Source organism: Luteolibacter pohnpeiensis (assembly GCF_016595435.1).
Classification (GTDB): Bacteria; Verrucomicrobiota; Verrucomicrobiia; order Verrucomicrobiales; family Akkermansiaceae; genus Luteolibacter; species Luteolibacter pohnpeiensis.
The window spans coordinates 163,105-185,888 of sequence record NZ_JAENIJ010000005.1; the positions used below are offsets into that span (position 1 = coordinate 163,105).

General features: G+C 55.3%; 18 protein-coding genes. 6 read left to right on the plus strand and 12 right to left on the minus strand.

All coding sequences use genetic code 11. The annotated features are described in order from the left end of the window. Window position 1 precedes the first annotated feature (1 nt). The 7 genes from JIN85_RS04935 to bioD form a co-directional block, all read right to left on the minus strand. The gene (locus JIN85_RS04935; protein WP_200268198.1) at window positions 2-655 is read right to left on the minus strand and encodes a response regulator transcription factor; all 654 of its coding nucleotides are present in this window, start codon (window positions 653-655) and stop codon (window positions 2-4) included. 133 nt (window positions 656-788) lie between these two features. Then, window positions 789-3,527, minus strand: a complete 2,739-nt coding sequence (locus JIN85_RS04940) for an AAA family ATPase (protein WP_200268200.1) — start codon at window positions 3,525-3,527, stop codon at window positions 789-791. A 32-nt stretch (window positions 3,528-3,559) separates the two neighbouring features. Further along, the gene (locus JIN85_RS04945; RefSeq protein ID WP_200268202.1) at window positions 3,560-4,735 is read right to left on the minus strand and encodes a metallophosphoesterase family protein; all 1,176 of its coding nucleotides are present in this window, start codon (window positions 4,733-4,735) and stop codon (window positions 3,560-3,562) included. Then, a complete protein-coding gene (locus JIN85_RS04950) occupies window positions 4,729-5,265 on the minus strand; it encodes a GNAT family N-acetyltransferase (RefSeq protein WP_200268204.1) in 537 nt (178 codons plus the stop codon). The genes JIN85_RS04945 and JIN85_RS04950 overlap by 7 nt, the downstream gene beginning before the upstream one ends. Window positions 5,266-5,282: 17 nt before the next feature. Then, on the minus strand, window positions 5,283-5,417 hold the full coding sequence (locus tag JIN85_RS21630; RefSeq protein ID WP_267906612.1) for a hypothetical protein: 135 nt from the start codon (window positions 5,415-5,417) through the stop codon (window positions 5,283-5,285). Window positions 5,418-5,437: 20 nt separating this feature from the next. Beyond that, window positions 5,438-6,667 (minus strand): 16S rRNA (cytosine(967)-C(5))-methyltransferase RsmB, encoded by a 1,230-nt coding sequence (gene rsmB / locus JIN85_RS04955; protein WP_200268206.1) that lies wholly within the window; start codon window positions 6,665-6,667, stop codon window positions 5,438-5,440. Between the two features lie 14 nt (window positions 6,668-6,681). Further along, entirely contained in the window at window positions 6,682-7,317 is a 636-nt protein-coding gene (gene bioD / locus JIN85_RS04960) for a dethiobiotin synthase (RefSeq protein ID WP_200268208.1), read from the minus strand. A 95-nt stretch (window positions 7,318-7,412) separates the two neighbouring features. Here bioD and nadB point away from each other — a divergent pair, with 95 nt between their 5' ends. From nadB to JIN85_RS04975, 3 genes are all read left to right on the plus strand, one after another. Next, window positions 7,413-9,026 (plus strand): L-aspartate oxidase, encoded by a 1,614-nt coding sequence (gene nadB / locus JIN85_RS04965; protein WP_200268210.1) that lies wholly within the window; start codon window positions 7,413-7,415, stop codon window positions 9,024-9,026. Between the two features lie 201 nt (window positions 9,027-9,227). Continuing rightward, window positions 9,228-9,833 (plus strand): PEP-CTERM sorting domain-containing protein, encoded by a 606-nt coding sequence (locus tag JIN85_RS04970; RefSeq protein ID WP_200268212.1) that lies wholly within the window; start codon window positions 9,228-9,230, stop codon window positions 9,831-9,833. A 102-nt stretch (window positions 9,834-9,935) separates the two neighbouring features. Beyond that, a complete protein-coding gene (locus JIN85_RS04975; protein ID WP_234047236.1) occupies window positions 9,936-10,844 on the plus strand; it encodes a hypothetical protein in 909 nt (302 codons plus the stop codon). Here the strand turns inward: JIN85_RS04975 and JIN85_RS04980 are convergent. Then, window positions 10,841-11,569 carry an alpha/beta hydrolase gene (locus JIN85_RS04980; protein ID WP_200268214.1) on the minus strand — a complete coding sequence of 243 codons (729 nt, stop codon included), beginning with the start codon at window positions 11,567-11,569 and terminating at the stop codon, window positions 10,841-10,843. The two genes, JIN85_RS04975 and JIN85_RS04980, sit on opposite strands and share 4 nt — an antisense overlap. A gap of 100 nt (window positions 11,570-11,669) precedes the next feature. Between JIN85_RS04980 and JIN85_RS04985 the strand changes: the two genes are divergently transcribed. Further along, window positions 11,670-13,025, plus strand: coding sequence for a replication-associated recombination protein A (locus JIN85_RS04985; protein ID WP_325108343.1), 1,356 nt, complete (start codon window positions 11,670-11,672; stop codon window positions 13,023-13,025). A gap of 3 nt (window positions 13,026-13,028) precedes the next feature. Here JIN85_RS04985 and mgtE read toward each other — a convergent pair whose 3' ends face one another. Beyond that, complete coding sequence (gene mgtE / locus JIN85_RS04990; RefSeq protein WP_325108345.1) at window positions 13,029-14,555, minus strand: magnesium transporter; 1,527 nt, start codon at window positions 14,553-14,555, stop codon at window positions 13,029-13,031. Here mgtE and JIN85_RS04995 point away from each other — a divergent pair. Beyond that, window positions 14,527-17,046, plus strand: coding sequence for a protein kinase domain-containing protein (locus JIN85_RS04995; protein ID WP_200268217.1), 2,520 nt, complete (start codon window positions 14,527-14,529; stop codon window positions 17,044-17,046). The genes mgtE and JIN85_RS04995 overlap by 29 nt on opposite strands. On the opposite strand, the gene JIN85_RS05000 is transcribed toward JIN85_RS04995, so the two are convergent. Genes JIN85_RS05000 through rpoD form a run of 3 tightly spaced genes read right to left on the minus strand, consistent with a single transcriptional unit; the run spans window position 17,030 to window position 20,644 of the window. Next, a complete protein-coding gene (locus JIN85_RS05000; RefSeq protein ID WP_200268219.1) occupies window positions 17,030-17,977 on the minus strand; it encodes a glucosyl-3-phosphoglycerate synthase in 948 nt (315 codons plus the stop codon). The two genes, JIN85_RS04995 and JIN85_RS05000, sit on opposite strands and share 17 nt — an antisense overlap. A gap of 3 nt (window positions 17,978-17,980) precedes the next feature. Beyond that, complete coding sequence (locus tag JIN85_RS05005) at window positions 17,981-18,742, minus strand: Hsp33 family molecular chaperone HslO (RefSeq protein ID WP_200268221.1); 762 nt, start codon at window positions 18,740-18,742, stop codon at window positions 17,981-17,983. 54 nt (window positions 18,743-18,796) lie between these two features. Then, window positions 18,797-20,644, minus strand: coding sequence for an RNA polymerase sigma factor RpoD (rpoD, locus tag JIN85_RS21880; RefSeq protein WP_200268223.1), 1,848 nt, complete (start codon window positions 20,642-20,644; stop codon window positions 18,797-18,799). Between the two features lie 466 nt (window positions 20,645-21,110). On the opposite strand from rpoD, the gene JIN85_RS05015 reads away from it, so the two are divergent. Further along, the gene (locus JIN85_RS05015) at window positions 21,111-22,754 is read left to right on the plus strand and encodes an alanine/glycine:cation symporter family protein (protein ID WP_200268225.1); all 1,644 of its coding nucleotides are present in this window, start codon (window positions 21,111-21,113) and stop codon (window positions 22,752-22,754) included. Window positions 22,755-22,784 lie beyond the last annotated feature (30 nt).

The window sequence follows — 22,784 nt, forward strand, 5'->3', positions numbered from 1 at the left end:
GTTAAAGTTCGATGATATAGCCTTGGCCGCGGCGCGTGGTGATCAGGTCTGAGCGTAGTTTTTTGCGGATGCTGAAAATGTGCACGTCGATCAAGTTGGAGAGGGTGTCCTCGTTTTCGTCGAACAGATGATCATGAATCTCTGTCCGGGTCACGAGTTTCCCACGATGAAGCGCCAGATATTCGAGGATCGAATACTCCCGTGAGGTCAATGCCACGGGCGAACCCGAAAAGGTGACTTCGCGGGCGCGGGTATCGATGCAAATTTCGTCGATATGGAGAACCGGCATCGCCTGGCCCGCGTTGCGACGAATGATCGAGCGGACTCGTGCAAACAGCTCAGGAAGATCAAAGGGTTTTACGAGATAATCGTCGGCACCACCGTCCAGACCTTTCACCCTGTCCGGCGAAGTGTCCCGCGCGGTGAGCATCAGCACCGGGGTGGATTTGATCGCACGAAGCTTGCTGAGAATTTGCCATCCGTCCATCGCTGGCAACATGACGTCCAGGATGATCGCGTCGTAGTCGATGTTCGATGCCTTATACCAACCCTCTTCACCATCCGCAGCCGCATCAACGGCATATCCTTGTTCGCGGAAGGCTTTTTCCAATGTCTTCAGTAATCTCGGTTCATCTTCAACGATCAACAATCGCATGGCTGAGTATACAACAGTTAAGATGAAGGAATGATTAAATTCGTTTCCACAGGGTGCGCAGTGCAACGCAAGGAGCTGATAAACGACGGGACTCGAATGGGCTAGCGTTCAAAGGCAGACCGTATTGAAGGTGCTATGGTTGGATTTGTTGCGATGACGAAGAACGGTTGATGAGCCGGATTTCCTTTGCACCAAAGCCGAGATAGTCTGCCGGGGTGCAGGTGAAAATGATGACTTGGAGTCCACGCGTGGCTGCGAGATCGAGCATGCGTTGCAGCGATTGAATGCGCAGCGGATCGGAGTAGGCAAAGGCATCGTCGAACAAAATAGGCAGGCAACCCTCGAAATCGGCGGCCAGGATTTCCGCCAAGGCCAGACGAACCGCAGCGGCAACTTGTTCTTTGGCTCCGCCGCTCAAGCTTTCGAACGAAAAGGAGGGGTCTCCGTTCCGAATGAGTTCGAGTTGCTCGACTCCGGCTTCGGACAGCTGGACGCGGGCTTCGGTGCCGTTGCCAAAGATGCATTGCAGGTAGCCTGAAATCCGATCGGCAAGTGGCTGAACCAATGCGCGATCGATCACTTCCCGGGAGGTGGTGAAAAGTTGATGGAGGGTTTCAATGGCTTTTGCACGCCGTTGTTCGGCTTGAAATTGATCGAGCGCGAGCAGTTGCCGCGCTTCAGCGAAGCGGAGTTCGGCCTCCGGGTCTGTGCTGCCGTCTAGGGTGAGACGATCACGTGCAAGCAGGCAGGTATTTTCGGCGTCACGGAGACGGTTTTCCTGGGCGCTGATGGCGCGGGAAAAGCGATCGCAGTCCGCGGTGAGAAGCTCAGGTTTGAGGTCGGCCAGCGTCGCCCTCATGGTCGTGAGCTGATCGTTGGCCAGGGCTTCGGCTTCGCGGAGATTCGTGAGCGCTTGTTCTCTGGATCGACTGTCGCCGTGAGCTTCCTCGCGGGTGTGGATGGCCGTTTCGAGATCGCGCACCGATTGCCTGGTCGTTGCGGTTAGATCTCGATAGCGGGCAACTTCCGCACTGCAATGGTCTAGCTTTTCGCGCGCTTGCTCGACCCGCATTCGCGCGGAGATTTCAGCGGCTTCAGCGGATGTCAGTTCGTGACTGGTCTTGCTGACCCGTTCTTTCGCCGACGAAAGGTCTGCAGGTTGAGATGGAGTTTCGCTTGAAGATGATGCGAGATCCATGCGCCGCCGCAGTTCCTCCCGGGCGGATTCCAGTTCGCTCGTAGCGCGGGAAATCTGCTGCGCAAGTGAGGTGCCTCCGAGGGCTTCCCATCGGGTTTGAATTCCCATGAGCTGGGGTTCAAGCGTCTGGCGCTGTTCCAGAATCGAGGCCGCGTGATCGAGATCGCGCAGGGCTAGAATCTGCAGTTCAGCGGAAAGAGCATCGTTGCATTGATCGACGCGTTGCCGTGCTTCGGTGAGCGAATTTCCACCACCCGGTTGAACGCGGAGCCGGGTTCCGTTTCCGATCACCAAATCGCCGGAATCGGTCAAAATACGGGCTTCTCCCGCAGCCAGGGAAGTGCCATCCAGGATCACGCTTGTGTCCGCAGTGATGAGCTCAATGCTGGTGGCCATGGCCTCAAGCGCCGCTTTGGCTTGGCTTGAGGCTGCATCGAGTTTGCGCAACCGGGATAGTCCTTGGGCATCCAGTGTTGGCAATTTGTCGAGCTTGCTCCGGACGTTTTGCAGCTCTTGATCCAGTTGTGCCGCTTCCGCGTGGCGTGTGCTGATCGCCTGATGGATTTCCGCTTTTTCCAAAGCGATAACGGCGGCTTGCTCGATGTCGTGTTGAATCCGGATGCACCGGAGACTGGCGATGGCTTCCTTGAGCAGTTGATCCGCTGCCGTCACCCCGTTGCGTGCCTGTTGTTCTGCGGTGGTCAATGCAGCAAGCTGAACATCGGCGGGTTGCAGGGCTGCCTTTGCGGTATCGAGTTTTTTTTGCAGATCGCGAATCGTCTGATCGTTCGCTTCGAGGGCTTCTCGGCGGCTTTTAGCATTTCGCAGCGCCTCGACCCGGATATTCTCATCGCGGCGAAGCACCTCGACTTCGCGCAATTTTGTCTCCGCATGTTTGCGATGTTCAACCAGTGTCGGGAGCTGAAGTTTGATTTCAGCGATGTCCCGCGATGCTTGATCGTGATCGGTGATCGCTTGGTTCAACCGGCTTGCGACCTCACGTGCTTTGGCAAGTGAGGCCTCTGCTTGTTCGAGTTGAGCGCGCGCCACATCCAGGCTGGTGTTGCTGCGGATGCGACCGGTGTTGGTGAAAAATTGTTGGTAGAGATCGGCGATGTGGCCGGCAACCCTTTGGTCATTTGCGGACTGGAGAACGGCGGTGGCACTGTGTTGCTGGAGGTGTTTCGAGAGCCTTTCTTTGTGAGACGCTGTGTAAGTCGCCGGATCATCGTTTGACTGACCTTGCCAAACCCAGAGATGGGACCAGAGAGTTGGAAGTTGGCTCGCGGCACTGCGACCGCCGATGGTTTCCGCCTTCAGCAATTCAGCGACCTTGGATTCTGCTTCCTCATCCTTGAGCACCACGCCTGCTTGGGCTGTCAACCTGGTGGAGCCTTTTGCACCCGCGAAATGCTTTTCCAGTTCCCATCGCATGCCACCGGCTTCGAAGGAAAGGATCACTTCCGGATCACCGCTATGGAGCGTGGAAACCATTTGTGAGCGGATGCTTCCGCCGGTTTTCGCACGCAGAAACAGGGCGCGATGAGCCGCTTCCACCAGCGTGCTTTTACCCGATTCATTGGCCCCGCCGATCAACGTTCGCGATGCATCAAAATTCACCGTAAGATCGCGGTGAACCCGATAGTTGCGAACGGTTAATGAAAGCAGACGCATGGGTGAAACCAGTGGGGTGGGGGTGGATGCCGTCAGGTGTCGAGAAGCGCCGCGTGAAGTTCCCGCAGCGCGATGCGGGCGATGGCGGCTTCATCGGAGTTGCCCTCAGCCCGGATGACGAGCTGGCTGGCAACCGTTGAAATGAGCGGATCGCTTGGATTGCAAGTCAGGTGCGTGATTTCCTCTTGGGTTGGAGCGATGGTGACCTGGAAATCGAGTTTGAGTCGGACGAGACGGGATTCCCACGATTCGAGGATTTGTTCCAGACGTGCCGAGGCGGCGATGCCCAAAGCTCCTTGCAGTCGGAGTTTGAGAAGCTGCGTGTTGCTGGACGATCCGATGAACGCATCGATTTGTTCCGCAAACCGATCCAGACTGGAGTCTTCTGAAAAGTGGAAGGTGAATTCTTTCCAGATGAAACCACTCACGGGGATTTTTTCCACCTGGGGGGATTGGCCACGCGAAATGGCGACCTTGAGAAGATTGCCGGGATCGTTGCCATCGCCTTTGGGAAACCGATCCATCTCGGGCGTGCCACTATACCACGCTTTGGCACCGACTTGTTTGGTGCCATGCCAGTCTCCCAATGCGAGGTAATCCATTTCATCTAACGGAAGACTCGTTAGATCGATCCAGTTGGCGACCGATGGGCCGCTTTGTTCATCGTCGTTCTCCGCGCTAAAACCTTGAATCGTACCGTGAGCGAGGACAATGCGCGGCAAGTCCGGTGGGAATGATCGGGTGAGCAGAGATTCGCGGATCCACGAAACCGGATTCGTGGTTTCATGCCGGCGCAGCAGTGGCGCTGGGAAGATCACCGCCTTTTCGAGAACGACAGGTTCCGGATTGAGAATGATGCGCAGATTGGGAGCGAGTTGCTGTTGTTCCCTGAGGAAAAAATCCTGCTGCCAAATGCTGCCAGGCCCGCCGTGATCGTGATTGCCGGGAATGATGATCACCGGGATGTTAATCTCACCAATCGCTCCGCATGCGGCGGAAACCGTGGCTTTCGTCACGTGAGGGGAATCGAAGAGATCCCCGGCAACCAGAATGAAATCGACCGCAGACTCTTTGGCGATTTTCCCAATTCTTTCGATCACCCGGAGGCGTTCCTGCTGCAATCGGTGGCGCTTTGACTCATCGCCGACTGAGGCAAAAGGTCTGCCCAGCTGCCAGTCCGCAGTGTGGAGGAATCGAGCAGTCACCATGCTGGAATGGGTTGTTCGTGAACGGCATTTGGAGGCTCTGTTAGAGAACGCCGCATGATCACACTCTCATAATTGGTCGTCGAATAATCATGGGTGGCGATCACGGAGTAACCCCAGCTTTGATACATGGAAATCAGATTTGTGGCAGGTGCGGCGGTATCTAACAAAAGGTAATGCGCGCCGCATTTCTTGGCGTGTTGAATCACGGCCTCGTGAAGGGCGAAGCCGATTCCTTGATGCTGGAACGCAGGATCCACTGCAAACTGGCCGAAAATCATCACACCGGGTTCCCGATACCAGGGAGTCTTGCTGTTAGGGTCAGCAGCATAACAGGTGACGGTGCCGATGATGTTTCCGTCCCGCTCCGCAACGAGCGGGTGGCCTGAGTTGAGCCGATAGCGGGTGACCTCCGAAGTTTGGTGGGTCGCCGTGTAGTGGAGACCGGCGGCGGCCAGAGGCGCGTATGCCCGATGCAACAATTCGGTTAGAGCCTCAATGTCATCGTCGGGATGGAACTCTCGAATGATCATGAAGGCGGAGGATTCGTTCAGTGGGTCGACTCGGCAGCAGGTTGTTTCGCGCTGAATTCAGAGTTTTCGCTCAGGTAATAAAGTAGCCCACCTCCGCCGATGACACAGATGAGCACCAAAACGACGATGAGCAGTCCAAGGCAAGATTTCATGTATCGCGGGGTCGATGGGTTTATTGAATGAGCGCGGCGAAGGAACCGTCGGTATGGTCGCGGAATGGCAATGCATCCCGCGTTCCGATAAGCTTCAAATCCGGGTGAGCTGCAAGGAAAGATTCGACCTGTTCGAGGTTCTCCTGAGCCTCGATGGAGCAGGTGGAATAGACCAGGCGTCCGCCCGGTTTGAGGCACGGCAGGGCGTTTTCGAGAATTTTGCGCTGGGTGTTGACCAGTTTTTCGATGTCAGGTGCCTGGAGCCGCCAGCGGACATCAACCCGGCGGCGAATCACTCCGGTGTTGGAGCAGGGGACATCGAGAAGGATGCCATCGAACGCGCCATGCCAGGACTCCGGAGCGGGTTTGGTCCAGTCGTGAACGGACGTTTCGGCGGTCCCGGCGTGGAGCCGCTCAAGGTTTTGTTGCAGGCGCGGAAGGCGTTTTTCGTTGGAATCGGTACAGACCAGATTTTCTGCGGAACCGAGCGCGGCAGCGATCAAGAATGCTTTACCACCCGGCGCGGCACAAGCGTCGAGAATGCGTTCACCGGGCTTGGGTGCGAGGAGATCGACCGCATGACGAGTTGCCGGATCCTGGATATAAATTTGTCCGCTGGCGATGAGCGGGGTGGGGATCGGACCTGATAATTGATAGAAGCCAGGCGCGCCTTCGACCGGGCTGCCAGGGATGTTTTCCAGTGGTTCGGCCAATGGATTAAGGCGGAAAAACACCTGCGCCGGTGTGTTGTCCCATTCCATGAGCTCGATTGCAGCGTTCTTGCCAAAGCTGGCTCTCCAGCGCTTGTAGAGCCAATCTGGATGGGAGTGGACCATGGCTGGGGGCAAATCTTCGATTTCCTCAAGCAGTCGCTTGCGGGAACTCACCGCCCGGCGCAGCACCGCGTTGATCAGGGAGCGGACGCTGGCTTTTCCGGCCTCCACGGTTTCGTTGACGGCGGCGTGTTCCGGGATTTGCAGGATGATCAGCTGGCATAGGCCAACGCGGAGGATGTCGCGGGTTTCCGGATCGAGTTTGCCATCGCGCAGCTTGCCGATCCAGTGGTCGAGCAGACGCCGGTGGCGAAGCACCCCAAACAGGATGGCCTGTAGAAGTCCACGATCTGCTGCGGACAACATGCGGCGCTGGGCGTGGCGATCAATGAGCGTTTCCGCGTAATCATGCCCCTTTGCCCAGGCGCGGAGGGCGGAGACGGCGGCTTGGCGGACGTGGAAATTTTTAGCAGGCATGCGGTGCGGGTGGCTCAACCAATCATTTCGAGGATCGTGCCGATGTCGACGAAATCCTGACCGTGAATGAGGTGGTCAAGCAAGGGCACACCGGTGAGATCTTCGACCACTCCTTTGTTGGTGATCATGGCAGTGTCCATTTCATCTTCCAGTTGGTTCAGGATGATGCCGGCGCACTTGAGGCCGCGCGCTTGGATCGCATGAATGGTGAGAATGATGTGATTGAGCGCGCCGATGCGGTTGCCAGCGACGAGGATCACAGGCAGTCCCAGATCGGTTGCTAGATCGGAAATGCGGTAGCCTGGGGCAAGGGGAACTTCCCAGCCACCCGCACCTTCAACGATCACGTCCTGATGCTTCGCAGCCAGATTCTTGAATCCTTGGATCAGAACTTCGCGCTCCACACTCTTGTTTTCCAGCATGCCCGCCACATAAGGAGCTACAGGCGTATTGAAATGGAGTGGGTTGATTTCTTCGATCGGCAGGGAGCCGGACACTTCAGCGAGGACGGTGGCGTCCCCGCGATCACCGCAAGAAACGGGTTTATAGCCCACAGCATCCCGCCCTTCTTCGCGCAGGGCTTGGATGATCAATCGGGTGACGTAGGTTTTACCCACTTCAGTATCGGTTCCGGTGATGAAAAAGCTCACGGGAGAGGGGTGGCGTGGCCGGGCCAGCGGGTCAAGACGCGGTAGATGCAAATTTCCCTTTTCCACCGGCTGCCTGGCACCGATGCTGGCGGTTCATGACAGCAGATTTCTTGGTCGTGGGTGCGGGTATCGCCGGTTTGTCGTTTGCATTGCGGGCGGCAAAACATGGGTCCGTCGTGGTTTTGACCAAAGGACGGGCGATCGAATCGAACACCGCGTGGGCACAGGGAGGGATCGCCTCGGTTCTTTCAGAAGAGCTGCGTGAGCCCGGCGATACGGTGGAGCAACACGTGGCGGACACGCTGGATGCAGGCGGTGGCCTCTGCAATGAAGCGGCCGTCCGAACGATCGTCGCGGAGGGAGAGGCTGCCATTGAGGATCTTTTGAGCTATGGGGTGCACTTTGATCGGGAAGGCGACCATTTCGAACTGGGCAAGGAAGGTGGGCACTCGCACCGGAGAATCCTCCACGCGCGCGATACCACCGGCCGTGAAATCGCCAATGCCTTGCTGCAAAAAGCGAGAAACACCCCGAATCTTACTTTAATGGAGGACCATTTGGTGATCGATCTGGTCACCACCGGCAAACTCGGCGCCGTTTCAGATGATCGGGTGATCGGAGCTTATGTGCTGGAAACGAAATCCGGCGAGGTGAGGATTTTCCGCTCGGACCGCGTTGTTTTAGCGACAGGTGGTTGCGGAAAAGTTTACCTCTACACCACCAATCCAGATGCCTCGACCGGTGATGGCGTGGCCTTGGCTTGGCGGGCTGGCGCTTCGATTGCGAACATGGAGTTCATCCAGTTCCATCCAACTTGTTTTTACAATCCGGGCGCGACTGGGCCGGAAGCCCGCTCATTCCTGATCAGTGAAGCGATCCGCGGCGAAGGGGGAATCCTGGTGAACGCGAAAGGGGAAGATTTTACCAAAAAAATCGATCCACGAGGATCACTGGCACCCCGCGATATTGTGGCCCGGGCGATCGACCGGGAGCTGAAGCGCACCGGCGCACCTTGTGTCTATCTGGATGTGACGCACAAACCGCCAGGTTTCATGCGCGAACGTTTCCCTTATATTTACGAGACGCTGGCGAAATTCGGCTTCGATTGTGAGAAGCAACCCATTCCCGTGGTGCCGGCCGCACACTATCAGTGCGGTGGCGTGGTCACTGACGTGAATGGCAAAACCACGGTGCGCGGCCTTTATGCCGTGGGCGAAGTTGCCTGCACCGGACTCCATGGAGCGAATCGCTTGGCCTCGAATTCCCTGCTGGAAGGAAATGTCACCGGCCGCCGCGCTTTGGACGAAATGCTCCGTCTTTATAAACCGGACAAGCCGACTCTTCCTCCTCCCGCGATTCCAGCCTGGGAATACGGCGATACGGCAGAGCCTGATGAACTCGTGGTCATTTATCACAACTGGGATGAGATTCGCCGCCTCATGTGGGACTATGTCTCGATCGTCCGGACGGACAATCGGTTGGCACGTGCTGCTGCCCGATTGAGGAATCTCAAAAAAGAAGTCCGCGAATTTTACTGGGGACATCGCCTGAATCCCGACATCCTTGAGCTTCGGAATTTGGTCACGGTCGCCACATTGATCGTCGAATGCGCCCTGCATCGTAAGGAATCACGGGGTTTGCACTTCACTTTGGATCACCCGGATCAGAATCCGCGACTCGCGCAAGATACCGTTATACGTAAGTTTTAGACATAGTTGGGATAAGTGTTTCGCTTAAGATGGCTTGACTATTAAGTTTTTCGAACTAATCTCGAAGTCAGCTTTTGGGGCTGAGTTGCATCATTCATAATCAAAGAGTTATGGATCATTTATTCTTTAAAACAAAGGATGATTTTCCTCGCTCCTTGATTATTAGTCTCTCGAGTCCGAAACTGCCGATCTCTCCCCGACATGAAAATTTCCAAACTACTGCTAGGCGCGGTGGCCCTTGCGATTGCGATATCGTCGGCTGCCCATGGTCAAACTCTCACAGCGACTCTCACGGAGGTTTCGCCAGGAACGACGGTCTACGGGACGGTGGACGGCAACTTCTACCAAGACTGGGTTACCGGAGTCACCGCTTTTGATAAGTTCGATGGCTTCTGCGTTCAACCTGCAGAGCACCTCAGCTACGGTGAGACAGTTGTTTACGACATCCAGGACGCATCGACGCTGACCAATTCCGCGATTGTGGCGAAATTGATTGGTGGCTATCTGGCCTCTGACATGTCTCCTGCCCAAGCCTCTGCAGTGCAGTGGGCGATTTGGGAGGTGCTGGCAGAAACGTCCGGGACCTACTCACTTTACGATGGCAATGTGATGATCACGTCCGATACCGAAATTGCTGATCTTGCCAATAATTACCTGACCAATGTCGACAGCTACACTCCAGCTGATTTGACCTATTACACCAACGACACCATCCAAAACGTGGTTTCCTGGCAGACCATTCCTGAGCCTGCAACTCTTGGTTTGGTCGCACTTTCCGGACTGGTCTTCCTTCGCCGTCGTCGCTGAAATTAGAGGCGGCCGTCGCCCATTTGACTGGAATTCCATCTTCAGTGGTGCTTTAGCGCAATTGGAGCGGAGCTTTTGCTTGCGTCGGGCAGCAATTCCAGAATGATGGGCACCGGATTCTTTCACTCGGTTCTTTCAACGATGCCCGGCTGTTTCAAAGCAATTGCCCCAATTTTACTGCTGTTGGCTGCCGGGGCCAAGGCGGACATTACCCTCCCGAGCGGGGGTAGCGGCGGAGCCTCGCCGCGGGTGGTGGTTCCAACCAGTTCCCGGGCGATCACCCCATCGCGGAATCCTCAGGCGTCGCGGGTTTTGTATCCTTGGAAAACCTATGTGACGTCGACCATTTTTTGGATTGGCGAGAAACCGACCAAAAACAATCCGACTCCTAACTGCATGTCCTCCTGGGACACCCAGTGGTCGATCCATTTTGGAGGGTATGACGATCCGGAACCGGAAAATCGGATCGCCAATTTCACCACGGGTGAATTTCGTCCGAAGAATTTTATCCCGAAGCTGAACACCTTCTACGTCGCGCTGCCTTATAACGACGTCATCAACCACCAGGTTCACAAGCCGGAAGCATCCAAAGTGATCCCTTGGTTCAGCCATGTGAATCCGCAACCGGGGGAGAGTGTTTGCAAGGGCAAGTGGATTCAAATCTACTACTCCAATCGTAGTTGTTACGCCCAGTGGGAAGATTGCGGTCCGTGGGTGACGGATGATTACGAATACGTTTTCGGCAGCAAGCCGCCAAAGACCAAACAAAACGGTTCCGCTGGGATTGATGTATCTCCGGCAATCCGCGATTACATGGGCCTGCGCTCCGGCGAAAAAGTTCACTGGCGCTTCGTCGATGCCAGCCAGGTTCCGTATGGTCCCTGGAAAAAATTTGGATCGAGTCCAGCCCCGGAAACCAATGCGGATCTGGATGCCGAGCGCAAATACTTGGAATACCTGAGAAAGTTGCGCGACGAGCAGTATTTGAAAAAGCCGCTCAGCGAGATTTAGGCTATTTCTTTCTGCAAGGTTCCTTCCTTCAGGAAATGCAGAACTTGGCGAATGGTGTCCGGGTGGATTTGGATGAAGGTGTGGTCGCCGTCCACCACGGTAAATCCTTTCAAACCTTCGATTTTCCCATATTCGACCGATACGACGCCGTCGTTTTCCGGCTGAAGCACTTTGTGGAAAAAGTTGATTTTGCTTTTTCGTCCCATGATGACGGCCGCCTCCAAGCCAGCGGGGAGTTGTGGAAGTTTCAAGGGAACTCCGTCGGTGCCAAGCTCCCGGCCTGCCGGACCCAGAAAAGCTAGGAATAAGCGTTTATTCTGAGCCCAATCGACAATCTCACTTCCTCCATTCGGCGGAGCGATCATCACCAACTTGCCGACTTTCCACGGTGGAGGAGCACTCAGCATTGCGCGGGCTAAGATTCCTCCGAGCGAGTGGGTTACCAAATGCACCTGGTCGCCTTCGGCAAACTCTTCAATTTGGCTGCGAAGTCTCGGGACGATCCAGTCAATCGGCTTGCGCGAAGAGGGATAGGGGAGATTCAGGGTCGAATAGCCTGCAGACTGAAGTCGGCGGGCCAAAGGTTCCATGGCATGAAATCCGCGCCACAAACCGTGGATCAGAACGACTTTTTCGCCGTCGGCCCGGTGAGTTCGAGGCTTGTCCCAGGGAAATGGAGGGATCAACATTTCGGCTTGCTCGAAAATCGAAGGAATCTGGCTCATCGGTCTTCGTTCATTTTCGCAAGGAAATGACAGGATTCCACCAGAATCGTCGGATTTCCGCTGGCGGCGGATGCAACCAGGTGAAATTCTCCTGAAGTCCGTGTCCGATCTCTTTACCACCCCAGCCGCAATTTCGAACAAGCCAGAGCCAACTGAGCCGCTGGCCGCTCGCATGCGGCCGCGAAGCCTGGCGGAAGTCGCTGGGCAGCAGCATATTCTGGCGGATGGCAAATTGCTGAGGCGGGCAATCGAATCCGATCGTTTCACCTCACTGATTTTCTATGGTCCGCCAGGAACCGGTAAAACGACACTGGCCAGTGTGATCGCGCGGACAACCGGGTCACGCTTTGAGGCATTGAACGGGGTGGAATCGAATGTGGCTGAAATCCGCGCCAAGATTGATCAGGCGAGAACCTGGCGCGACCTGCGTGGAGAAACGACGATCCTGTTCATCGATGAGATCCATCGCTTCAACAAAGCCCAGCAGGACGTCCTGCTACCGCACATCGAGCGCGGGGTGGTTCGATTCATCGGTGCGACGACGCATAATCCCTACTTCCATGTGAACTCACCGCTGGTCTCGCGCTCGCAAATTTTCCAACTCGAGCCGGTTCCAGTCGATGCTGTGGTGGCATTGTTAGAACGCGCGATCGATGATCCGGACCGTGGATTCGGAAACTTGGCAGTGGAGGCGGAAACGGAGGCTTTGCATCACCTCGCGGAAAAATCCGATGGCGATGCGCGCAAGGCTTTGACCGCTCTCGAACTGGCAGTTCTAACAACCCAAGCAGATCAGGACGGTGTGGTGCGGCTGACGTTGTCCGTTGCTGAAGAATCGATTCAGCGCAAAGCGGTTGTTTATGACCGGGATGGTGACGGGCATTACGACACGGCTTCGGCGTTTATCAAATCCATTCGTGGGAGCGATCCGGATGCGGCTTTGTATTGGTTGGCCAAAATGCTGCATGCCGGTGAAGACCCGCGCTTTATTTCGCGCCGATTGGTGATTTCCGCCTCGGAAGACATTGGATTGGCTGATTCAGGAGCGCTCCGGGTTGCGCTGGATGCACATTCCGCTCTGGAGTTTGTGGGATTGCCTGAAGGCCGGATTCCGTTGGCGCATGCCACGGTCTATTTGGCGACGGCTCCCAAATCCAACACCGCTTATGCGGCGCTTGGCGCTGCGATGGCCGATGTGGAAAACGGTCGGACCTTGGCAGTGCCACCTCATTTGCGGACCAGCACACGCAAGAAGCTAGCAGCGGCATCCGGTGAAGATGAAGCAAACATGCGCTACCTTTACTCGCACGATTACGACGGAGCCTATGTGCCGCAGGCATATCTGCCCGAGGGGAAAAGATATTATGAACCGGGTCAGCAGGGCATGGAGAAACGCATCAAGGAGCGGCTCGATTATTGGCGTGCGCTGCATGATGAGGCCAAGCGCACGCCCTGATGGTCAGAGATGCAGAATGGCGCTGGCTGTGGTGAAGTAAATCAACATGCCAGAGACATCCACCGTGGAGGCAAGCGATGGAGATGATACCACAGCTGGATCGAGTTTGATCGCTCTTGCCACCAGCGGCAGCATGGCGCCGAGAACGGTTGCAGATAGAACCTGAATCGTAATGGCAACCGCCACTGAGATGGCAAGCCGCGTGAAATCATAGCCGCTACCCGGAAATCGCGGGAGGATGAATACGATGAAGAGCGCGATCGCGATTGCCAGGGAAATTCCCATGAAAAAACCGGTGCGGGTTTCTTTCCAAGCGACCTTGAGGGCGTTCCCGGGGCCGATTTCTCCCAGTGCCATGGCTCGTATCACCATCGTCGCGGCTTGCCCGCCCGAGTTGCCGCCTGCCGCCACCACCATCGGCAGAAACAAGGAAAGCAGCTGTGCTCTTCCCAGAAGATTGTTGAAACGGAACATCACGTAGCCGGAGGCAATCGAAACAAACGCGAGTCCCACAAGCCAGGTGACACGCCGTTGATAATGTACGACAACCTTCGTATTCAGATACGATACCTCGGAATGTTCACCACTGATCGCGGCGAGTTTTTCGATGTCCTCCGTGGATTCTTCCTGAAGAATTTCCAAGGCATCGTCATAAGTGATGACACCTAACAAGTGATGAAATTCATCGACCACGGGCAGCACGATCAAATCGTAACGGGAAAGGATGCGGGCCGCTTCTTCCTGGTCCTCGCTTGCCAGAACATATTCCAGCGCTTCCTCCATGATGTCACGGATGGGAGTGTCCCAGGTATTGAACGCAAGATCCCTCAAGCGGACCTTGCCAACCAACCGGCCTTCGGCATCCACCACGAATATCCGTGACAGCGTCTCGGCGTTGTCCTTGTCACGGCGCAAAACGGCGATGGCTTGTTTCACCGTCATATCCGCCGTGATGCGGCCGCAGTGGGTGGTCATCCGCCCGCCTGCGGTATCTTCGTCGTATTTCAGCAGGCTTTTGGTGAGCTCTTTGTCGCGCGGCCCGAGAAGGGCGAAAAACCTCCGCTGCGCTTCTTCGCTGACCACCTGGAACACATCGACCCGGTCATCGTCGGATAAATTGCCGAGCAGCACCCGAAGTTGCGCGGGCTTGAAGTGATTCAATGCTTCCTCGATCAATGGGTAGGGCAGCTCCGCCACCACATCGGTTGCGAGTTCGGGACCGATGGTCTTGAGCAGGAAGTCGCGTTCCTCATCGTTCAAATCCTCATAAAACCCGGCGAGGTCGGCGTAGTGAACATCTTCTGCCAGCGAAAGCAGGGCGGAGCCGTCACAGGCATCCAGAGCTCTCACCAGCTCGTCCTTCAGGTTTCTATCGGAATCATCGACCACGGAGTCAACGTGGTGTGAGACCCGTGCTGCCGCAAGGAAAACGAAAGCATGAGCTGGAAGGATTGGCGGATCAGGGTTGCGGATGCTGTCAGGATGTCTAACACTGTTGGTGATGGAACAACCCCGGATCAGAGGACTCACAATCAAGCGCTTTATCGGTTCTGGTGGTTGTGGCAGTGTTTATCTGGCGGAGGACGGGAATTCGGTGCCGCTCGCGGTCAAGGAATTGAGCTCAATGTCGATCAACCGCGCGTTGCTGAAGCGGGCGACAGATCGCTTGGCTGATGGGGGATGGCCGGATGGGGTGATGCAGGTCAACGATTCGGATTTTCAAGGCAGTCCGTGTTTCATGGTGACGGCATGGCATGGGGTGGAGGGCGACGTCCCGTTCAACTTGCAACAGCAGCTTGAAGATTATCCTGGTGAGAATTCGTGGCCCTTGGTTCGAGGAATTTCGAAAGCACTTTGCGCGATGCACTCCAAGCGGGTGGCGCACGGAAACCTCAAGCCGGGAAATGTCTTTTTTGATGGCGCTCGCAACGTGTTGCTGACGGATTGGGCGCTTGGCAATATGCCGGGAGCGGTGCATTTGGAGTTTACGGATGCGTTGCTCTATCAACCGCCAGAGCAACTCCGGCATGCGGATGGATATTTGCAGGAAGCCGGATATCGCTGGGATGTTTTCGCGTTCGGAACTCTGGCGTATCGGGTTTTAACGGGCGAGTTTCCACGCTGTAATGAAATTTTTCAAAGGGTTGCCCCAGGGCCGGGCGAGGTTCGGAAGCCGGGGATCAATGCGGATTTGCCGAAGATTGCGAGGAACCTGGAAAGCCACCCGGAGGTGACCTGGCCCCATCCTCCGGCGAATGATTTGGAAGCCGGATACCGTGAGTGGATTGATCGCTGCCTTTCGCTGGATCCCGCAAATCGTCCGTCCTCAATGATCGAGTTGGAAGCTGGATTTGAGGCGGTGGACACCCGGATCACTGCCGAGGAGGAACGGGCATCGCTGCTGGATCATCGTCGGCGCTCCGAGCATCGAACATCGAGAGCCTATTTTATCGCGGCGATGATGGCGGTGGTTGCATTGATCTTTGGTGCGCTCTGGCATCTGAAGGAATCGCAGATCCAGCGCAAAAAGTTGCAGACGGATGCAGAGATCTCGAAGTTGACCCAAGAGCGGGATGAAGCGGTTGTCGCGCGGACCCAAGCGCTTCGTGACGAGAGCGAGGCAGCCGAAAAATTGAATTATCAAAAAAATCTCGGACTCGCGCGATTGGAAGCATCCCGTTTAATCGGAGACCGGCTCTTTTCGTGGGCCATGGAAAAAGGCTATCGGCGTCTGCCGCCCTTGGATGGCCGCGAGTTACGGCTCAAACAATTGGAGAAGTATTTCGAAGACTTTATTGCAAGGACAGCAGATGTCAGTGATTTGGAGGATGAGCGCAGGCGGGTGAAATTGCAGCTCGCCGAGGTATCGATCGCTGAGGGTGATGTGGAAAAATCGATCGTCAATCTGGAGAAAGCCGTTGGAGCTTACGAAAAGATGCCTAGAGAGCCGGAACACAGCCTGCGGCTTGGCAGGGACCGGTTATTGTTGGCCTTGCTGCTGCAATCCGCGCGGGATGCGCGGGCGGGCGATGCGTTTGTGAAAGCAAGGTCCGCCTTGGACGCGGTGCCTGCTACCGATGTCGACGCGGACAATTTGGATCAGATGAAAGCCATTCTGGACTTTCACGAAGCCAAGTTGCTTTCCGCAGATCATGAAGATCCCAAGGCATTGGAGCAGCTGATGCGTGCCACGCAAACCTTGAACCGATTGGCGGACGAGCGGCCGGATGCGGCGGTTCTGCGTTCAGAGCTTGCCGTCTGCTACCTGTCCTCCGCAACCATTCTGGACGGCATGGGCAATCTGGGGGATGCCCGGGAAGTGCGGATTCTCGCTGCGGCGGAGTACCAGAAACTCCTCAAAAACAATCCGGACGATCCCGGACTGCGATTTGAACTCGCCGGGTGTTACGCCGCCATGGCGGATTCCGCGCTGCTCTCCGGTGATACCGGAGCGGCCGATGTGCAGTCGAAGCGAGCGATGGATATTTTGGAAAAATTGGTCAGCGAGCAGCCTGACAATGTGAAAGCGATTTCACGGCTCGGCGTGCAAATTGGCCTTCGTGCCGGGCTTTTGCGCGATCGCGGACAGGCAGTTGCCGCGCTTGCCTCATTTGAAGAGGGCATTCGTTTGTTAGAAGGTGTTAGGGCCTCAGATCCGGATAACGCCACGGCCGCCTACCACCTGGCTTTGTTGTGGTGGCAGAAGGGAAGAATGCTCGGAATCGAGGGCGATGTGGATCACGAAATTGAACTGATCACGGTTGCCAATTCCTTGCTGGAAAAATTGGAGGGCAATATCAAACCAGACGGGCCGCCGATTGAGCGCATCCAGCGGTCACGGGCTTATTTGTTAGGAGACCTGGGCCATGCCCAGCAACTGGACCGGAAAACCACCGAGGCCAAGGCAAGTTTCAGCGAGTCTGGTGTCCTTTGGGCAGCTCTGCTGACCTACCAGCCGCAGAGTGAGGAATATCAGGAAGGCGCGAACTGGTGCCGCCAGCGCATCAAGGAGCTGGAGTAACGGCCCGGATATCACGCAGTGGCGGCCGTTCTTCTTCGACAATCCGATTGAGAACCTCGGTCGTTTGTCCTGGCTCAAAAATCCAGCTACGGAAGAGTTCTGGCAGTTCGGAATGAAGCGAGATCCGTCCATCTCGTTCCAATCTCTGCAGAAACACCCTGAGAATGGCAAATGACATAACTCCAAGTTCGGAGTCGTCACGATTGCGGTGAACTCTTTTGATCAAGTCCGTTTGGGCGAGGCCACTGAGATGGCCGTGCTTCCATAAGTCGATCAAATGTGCAATTTCGACTCCGTATCCTGTGGGGAAAGCGAGCGATTCGAGCAGTTTCCTCCGAGCCGCGTATTCTCCGGCAAGTGGCTGAAAAATGCCGGTTAACTCGGGGTAAAACAAAGACAGCAGGGGCCTGATGAGAATTTCAGAAACGCGTCCGCCACCCGGCTGGCTGCCGCCGCGCTCGTCTGCCAGTGGCCTTTCGTAGAAGGCTTTGACATAATGGATTTCGGCATCCTCAAGGAGCGGGCCAACCAATCCGGAGATATATCCGGCATGGAAGTTTTTGATATCTCCGTCGACATAACAAATGATATCTCCGGTCGCGACATGAAGTGCTTTCCATAAGTTTTCGCCCTTGCCGGTGTAGCTGCCGGATTCAGGGGAAATGTCCGATGAAAGTATGGCTCGTGCTCCCGCAGAGCTTGCCTCTGCAAGAGTCCGATCGGTCGATTGGGAGTCGATCACCAGGATTTCATCGACCAGTGGAATTTGTTCCATCAATTCCTGGCGGATAATGCGGACAATCTGACCGATCGTTTCCGCTTCATTCAGCGTCGGAATGCAGACCGAAATCTTGGTGGAGGTGTCGTGCTTGAGCGCGGCGAGATTCGCCGTGTTGCTGAAATCACTGTGATGAAACCGCTTGATCGACATCGCTCATAGCATGTCACGCGTCACCACGTAATTGGCCGCACAACGTGGGCACTGGAGGTTGATCGATTCCGAACCCTCAAACAAATCGTCCAAGCGTTCACGCCAGCCACCCAGGATGGGAAGAATGCGCTCAAGCGTGCAGCCGCAATGGAAACGGAAACGGCGGGTTTCCAGAACTTTCGTTTCTTCCGTTTCCAGAATCGCAGCGACAGCCGCTTCGTCCAGGCCAGCCAGCCATTCCAGATCGCAGTCAGGTTGGGCGGCGACCAGCGCGAAGTTTTCGTCTTCCAGACGGAATGCTCGTGCAGGTCGTTGTTCGGATTGATCGTAAAACTGCGAAACCCACGATACAGGATCGCGGCCGTCGACTTCCAGAGTGGATTGACGCGGTTCTGCTCCGTCCACCGTAGTCGTTTGGGAGTAGAAAAAATTGCGATCCGGTTCGCGGACGTCTTCGGTGAAAATCCGGCCGGTTATCGATTCTTGAATCGAACCACCGGTGACGAAAAGATTGATCCGCGGAGCCCGCAAATTCGCCGTCCAGGCAATCGTGTCCGCCCACGGCCGTGCGACCAGATGAAGCGTGAGCATGGCCAACGCGTCCTTCAGCATCTGATCCAGATCCGCCGGGTAGCGAATGCCTTGCTGCATCAGATGCAGATAGTAATCCGTGTAAATCGGCGTGAACTGGCCACGGACGAGCAACGCATTTTTGTGCCGGACAAAAACGGATTCGACCTTGGTGAATTCCTCCTGGATTTCCATGGCAGGGTGGGGGTGTGTCGGTATGCCCGCGAGGGGCGCTGACGCACACCCAGATCAGGCTCCGGGCAATTCGATGAAGCCTTCCAGTTTGCGGATCCGGGTCGGGTGACGCATTTTCCGGAGTGCTTTGGCTTCGATCTGACGAATCCGTTCGCGGGTGACCTGGAATTGGCGGCCGACTTCTTCAAGCGTGCGGCTGTAACCGTCCTTGAGGCCGAAGCGTTGTTCCAGAACCTCGCGCTCGCGCTCGGTGAGGGTATCGAGGACGTCCTTGATCTTGTCCTTCAACATCGAGAAACCAGCTTCCTCCATCGGGTTGTCGGCAGCCTTGTCCTCGATGAAATCTCCGAAGGAGGTGTCGTCCGAATCTCCGACAGGTGCCTGCAGGGAAATCGGCTGTTGCGCCATTTTGAGAACCGCGCGGACACGCTCGACAGGAAGGTGAATTTCTTCCGCGATTTCCTCTGGAGAAGGCTCCCGTCCGTATTCTTGAACAAGCTGCTTCTGGACTCGCATCAGCTTGTTGATCGTTTCGATCATGTGAACCGGAATCCGGATCGTTCTCGCTTGGTCCGCGATGGAGCGAGTGATTGCTTGGCGAATCCACCAAGTTGCATACGTGGAAAACTTGTAACCGCGGCGGTATTCGAATTTCTCCACCGCTTTCATCAGGCCCATGTTGCCTTCCTGAATGAGATCGAGGAATGAAAGGCCGCGGTTGGTGTATTTCTTCGCAATCGAGATCACCAAACGAAGGTTGGCTTCCACCATCTCGGTCTTCGCTTTGAGAGCTTCTTTGAGCCAGTGCTTGAGCAGACCATTTGCTGCTTCGAACGACTCTTGGGTGTGCCAGGAACGTTGCTGGATTTCACGCAGCTTGTTTTGGAATTCCTTGTCTTCAGGATCTGCCTGCAGCTTGCGGCCGTATTTCCAGAAGCGCTGCATGTAGTCGTCGACCTGCTCGCAGAAATCTTCGATGATCTTCTGCTTGTAGTAAAAGCGGGTGTAGAGGCGGTTCAGGGTCTGGAGATTTTTGGCAAATTCCTCCTCCAGTTTCTTTTTGCCGCGAGGGGTCTTGGTCGAGAGCTGGCGGAAAATGTCGTCGTTTTCCTGATGCAATTGCTTGAGGTGATCGCAAAGCTTCGGCAAGCCCTTCATGTAGCGTTCGCGAGACTCGATCTTTTTGTCGAGAATGACGCGGTCGAAGCGCTCTTTGCCTTTGTTCAGTTTGTCAGCGAGATCCAGGTAAGATTCGGCGGTGAAACCGAAAAGGTGCAGGTGGCGCGCAACCTCGATTTCCGCGTCCTCGATGCGTTTGGAAATTTCAACTTCCTGTTCGCGGGTGAGCAGGGGGACCTGGCCCATTTGCTTCAGGTACATCCGGACCGGATCGTCCAGAATGTCCAACTTCTGGTCGGATTTGACGTCCTCTTCATCGCCGTCACCTTCGTCGCGCTTCTTGTCCTTGTAGCGGTCGACCTCGGAGGCGTCGATGATGTCGAATTCCATGTTGCGGAGGCGCTCCATGATGGCCTCGACATCGTCTGGATCAACGAGGTCATTCGGCAGAATCTCGTTGATGTCGTCGTAAGTGAGATATTCCTGCTCCTTCGCCAGCTTGATCAGTTCCCGAATTTTTTCCTGAATTTCAGGAGTGTCGATCCGGCGCTTGCTGGTCGGAGTCTTCGCTTTGGCGGCAGGAGCTTCGGCTGGGGCTTCTTCGGCGGCCTTCTTGGTTTTGGCAGGAGCTTTTTTCTCCGTGGATTTAGCCTTGGAAGCGGGTGCCTTTTTCTCGGCGGTTTTCGTGGCCTTGGTCGTTTTCGCTTTCACTGTGTCGCTTTTCCCGCTTTTCGTCGTTGGCGATTCGCCGGTCTGTTCTGCGGGAGTTTTTTTGGTGGACATGGAGTGATTGGCGATTGGTTCAAAATTCTGGCGACACTTCGACCATTAGCGTGGCCATCGCGTCGAAACACGTGCGGGCGGAATGAACGTGGCAACAACCGGTGCGTCAAGAGATTTCTCCTGATAATTCGGGACCATTTCTAAAGAAGGGTGGCTGGAGAAGAAAGGCAAGCGTGTGATTGGTGGACCGTATCGTGTCTGAATGAAATTTCTAGGGCTGATGTCTGAGGGTGCGCGAGTTGCTGAAAGCAATCCCCGGACCTGATGCGACGGATTATTCGTATTTGTGATAAAAGGCATTCTTCGAAGTCACAGTGACTGTGTCCTGATCGCAAAATCAGACGTGAACCAAGACGCGGTGGACAGTTTAATTTGTGGTTCAGTATCAGTTATTTGCTATGAACTGAATGGGGCTTTCTGAGATGGGGCTTGTCCGCCCGCTCAGGTGTTGGCAATCTCCGCTCCCATGATTCAGCGACTTTGTCGAAGCATGGTATCCCGATTGACGTTTTTGGCCCTATTTCTCTTCACGAGTGGCCTAGCATCCGCTGCGGAGGTGGCGCAGCCCGAGAGACTGGATGCGAAAATAGATAAATTGTTTGGTAAAACTACCGGTTGGTTTGTGGACTTGGTTTTCACGACAGTTCCGATTAACGGCTATCAGGTATTCTTAGTCGTGCTTTGGCTCGCCTTGGCGGGTTTCGCACTCACGTTGTTTTTTAAATTTATCAATCTCCGTGCCTTCGGATTGGCGATTCGGACGGTTAGAGGGAAATACAGCACTCCAGATGATCCCGGGCAAATCACCCACTTTCAGGCTCTAACGGCAGCGGTCTCCGGGACGGTTGGATTGGGAAATATTGCCGGTGTTGCCATCGGCATCATGTCCGGTGGGCCAGGGGTTGCTTTCTGGCTGTTCCTTGCGGGATTCCTCGGTATGGCGACGAAGTTTGCGGAATGTACCCTCGGGGTTAAATATCGTGATATCGACAAAGAAGGCCAAATCCACGGCGGAGCCATGTATTATCTCCCGAGAGGATTCAAAGATCAGTGGGGGGCTGGTTTCGGAGTCATTGGCAAAGGACTGGCCTTTATTTTCGCGATCTGCTGTGTGTTTGCCTCATTCGGCGGTGGGAATGTTTTCCAGATCAACCAAACCGTAAATCAGCTCATCAATGTGACCGGCGGTGAGACCAGTTTCTTTGCTGCTCACCAGTGGGTATTCGGTCTGATCATGGCAGTTGTTACCGGACTGGTTATCATTGGTGGTATTCAGGGAATCGCCCGCATCACTGATAAATTGGTGCCGGCAATGTGCATCATTTATGTGCTTAGTTCGGTTCTGGTTCTGATTGTGAATCGCGCACATATCGTGGAGGCGTTATCCATGATTATCACTGAGGCCTTCCATCCTCGTCCTGCGGTGACTGGTGGATTGGTCGCCGTCTTTGTTTGGGGCTTGCGCCGTGCGACATTCTCCAACGAAGCAGGTATCGGCTCAGCACCAATCGCTCACTCTTCTGCCAAGACAAGAATGCCGGCATCTGAAGGGGTTGTGGCCCTTCTGGAGCCGTTTCTCGATACGGTGGTCGTTTGCACCATGACTTCGCTGGTGCTGGTTACCACGATGTATTTCAAAGGAGATAGTGGTGATTTCGTAATCAATGGCCAACAGTTTACCTTGGCGGCTGGTCACAACGATGCGTTTGGCATTGGAATGACGTCTTTGGCTTTCGAGAGTGTTCACAGTGGATTCCAGTATATCCTTTTCATGTGCGTTTTGCTCTTCGCGTTTTCAACTCTGATCACGTGGAGTTATTATGGTCTCCAGGCATGGCAGTTCATTTTCGGACGCCAGAAAATCGTAGAACTGATCTACAAGCTTCTTTTCTGCTTAATCATCATTGCAGGGTCCGCTGCTTCGGTTTCGAAAGTGATCGATTTCTCGGATGCTTCCTTGTTTGCAATGAGCGTCCCTAACCTGATCGGTGTCTATTTCCTATTGCCGGTGGTGGTTCGCGAGCTGGGCAAGTTTGTCCGGTTCTCCAAGCGCATTGATGATGGGGCGACCGTCGAGGAATCCGCGCGGATTGCTCAAACGGAAGGTTGAGTCCCTTAGTTCGTTTCCTCACCAAGCCGC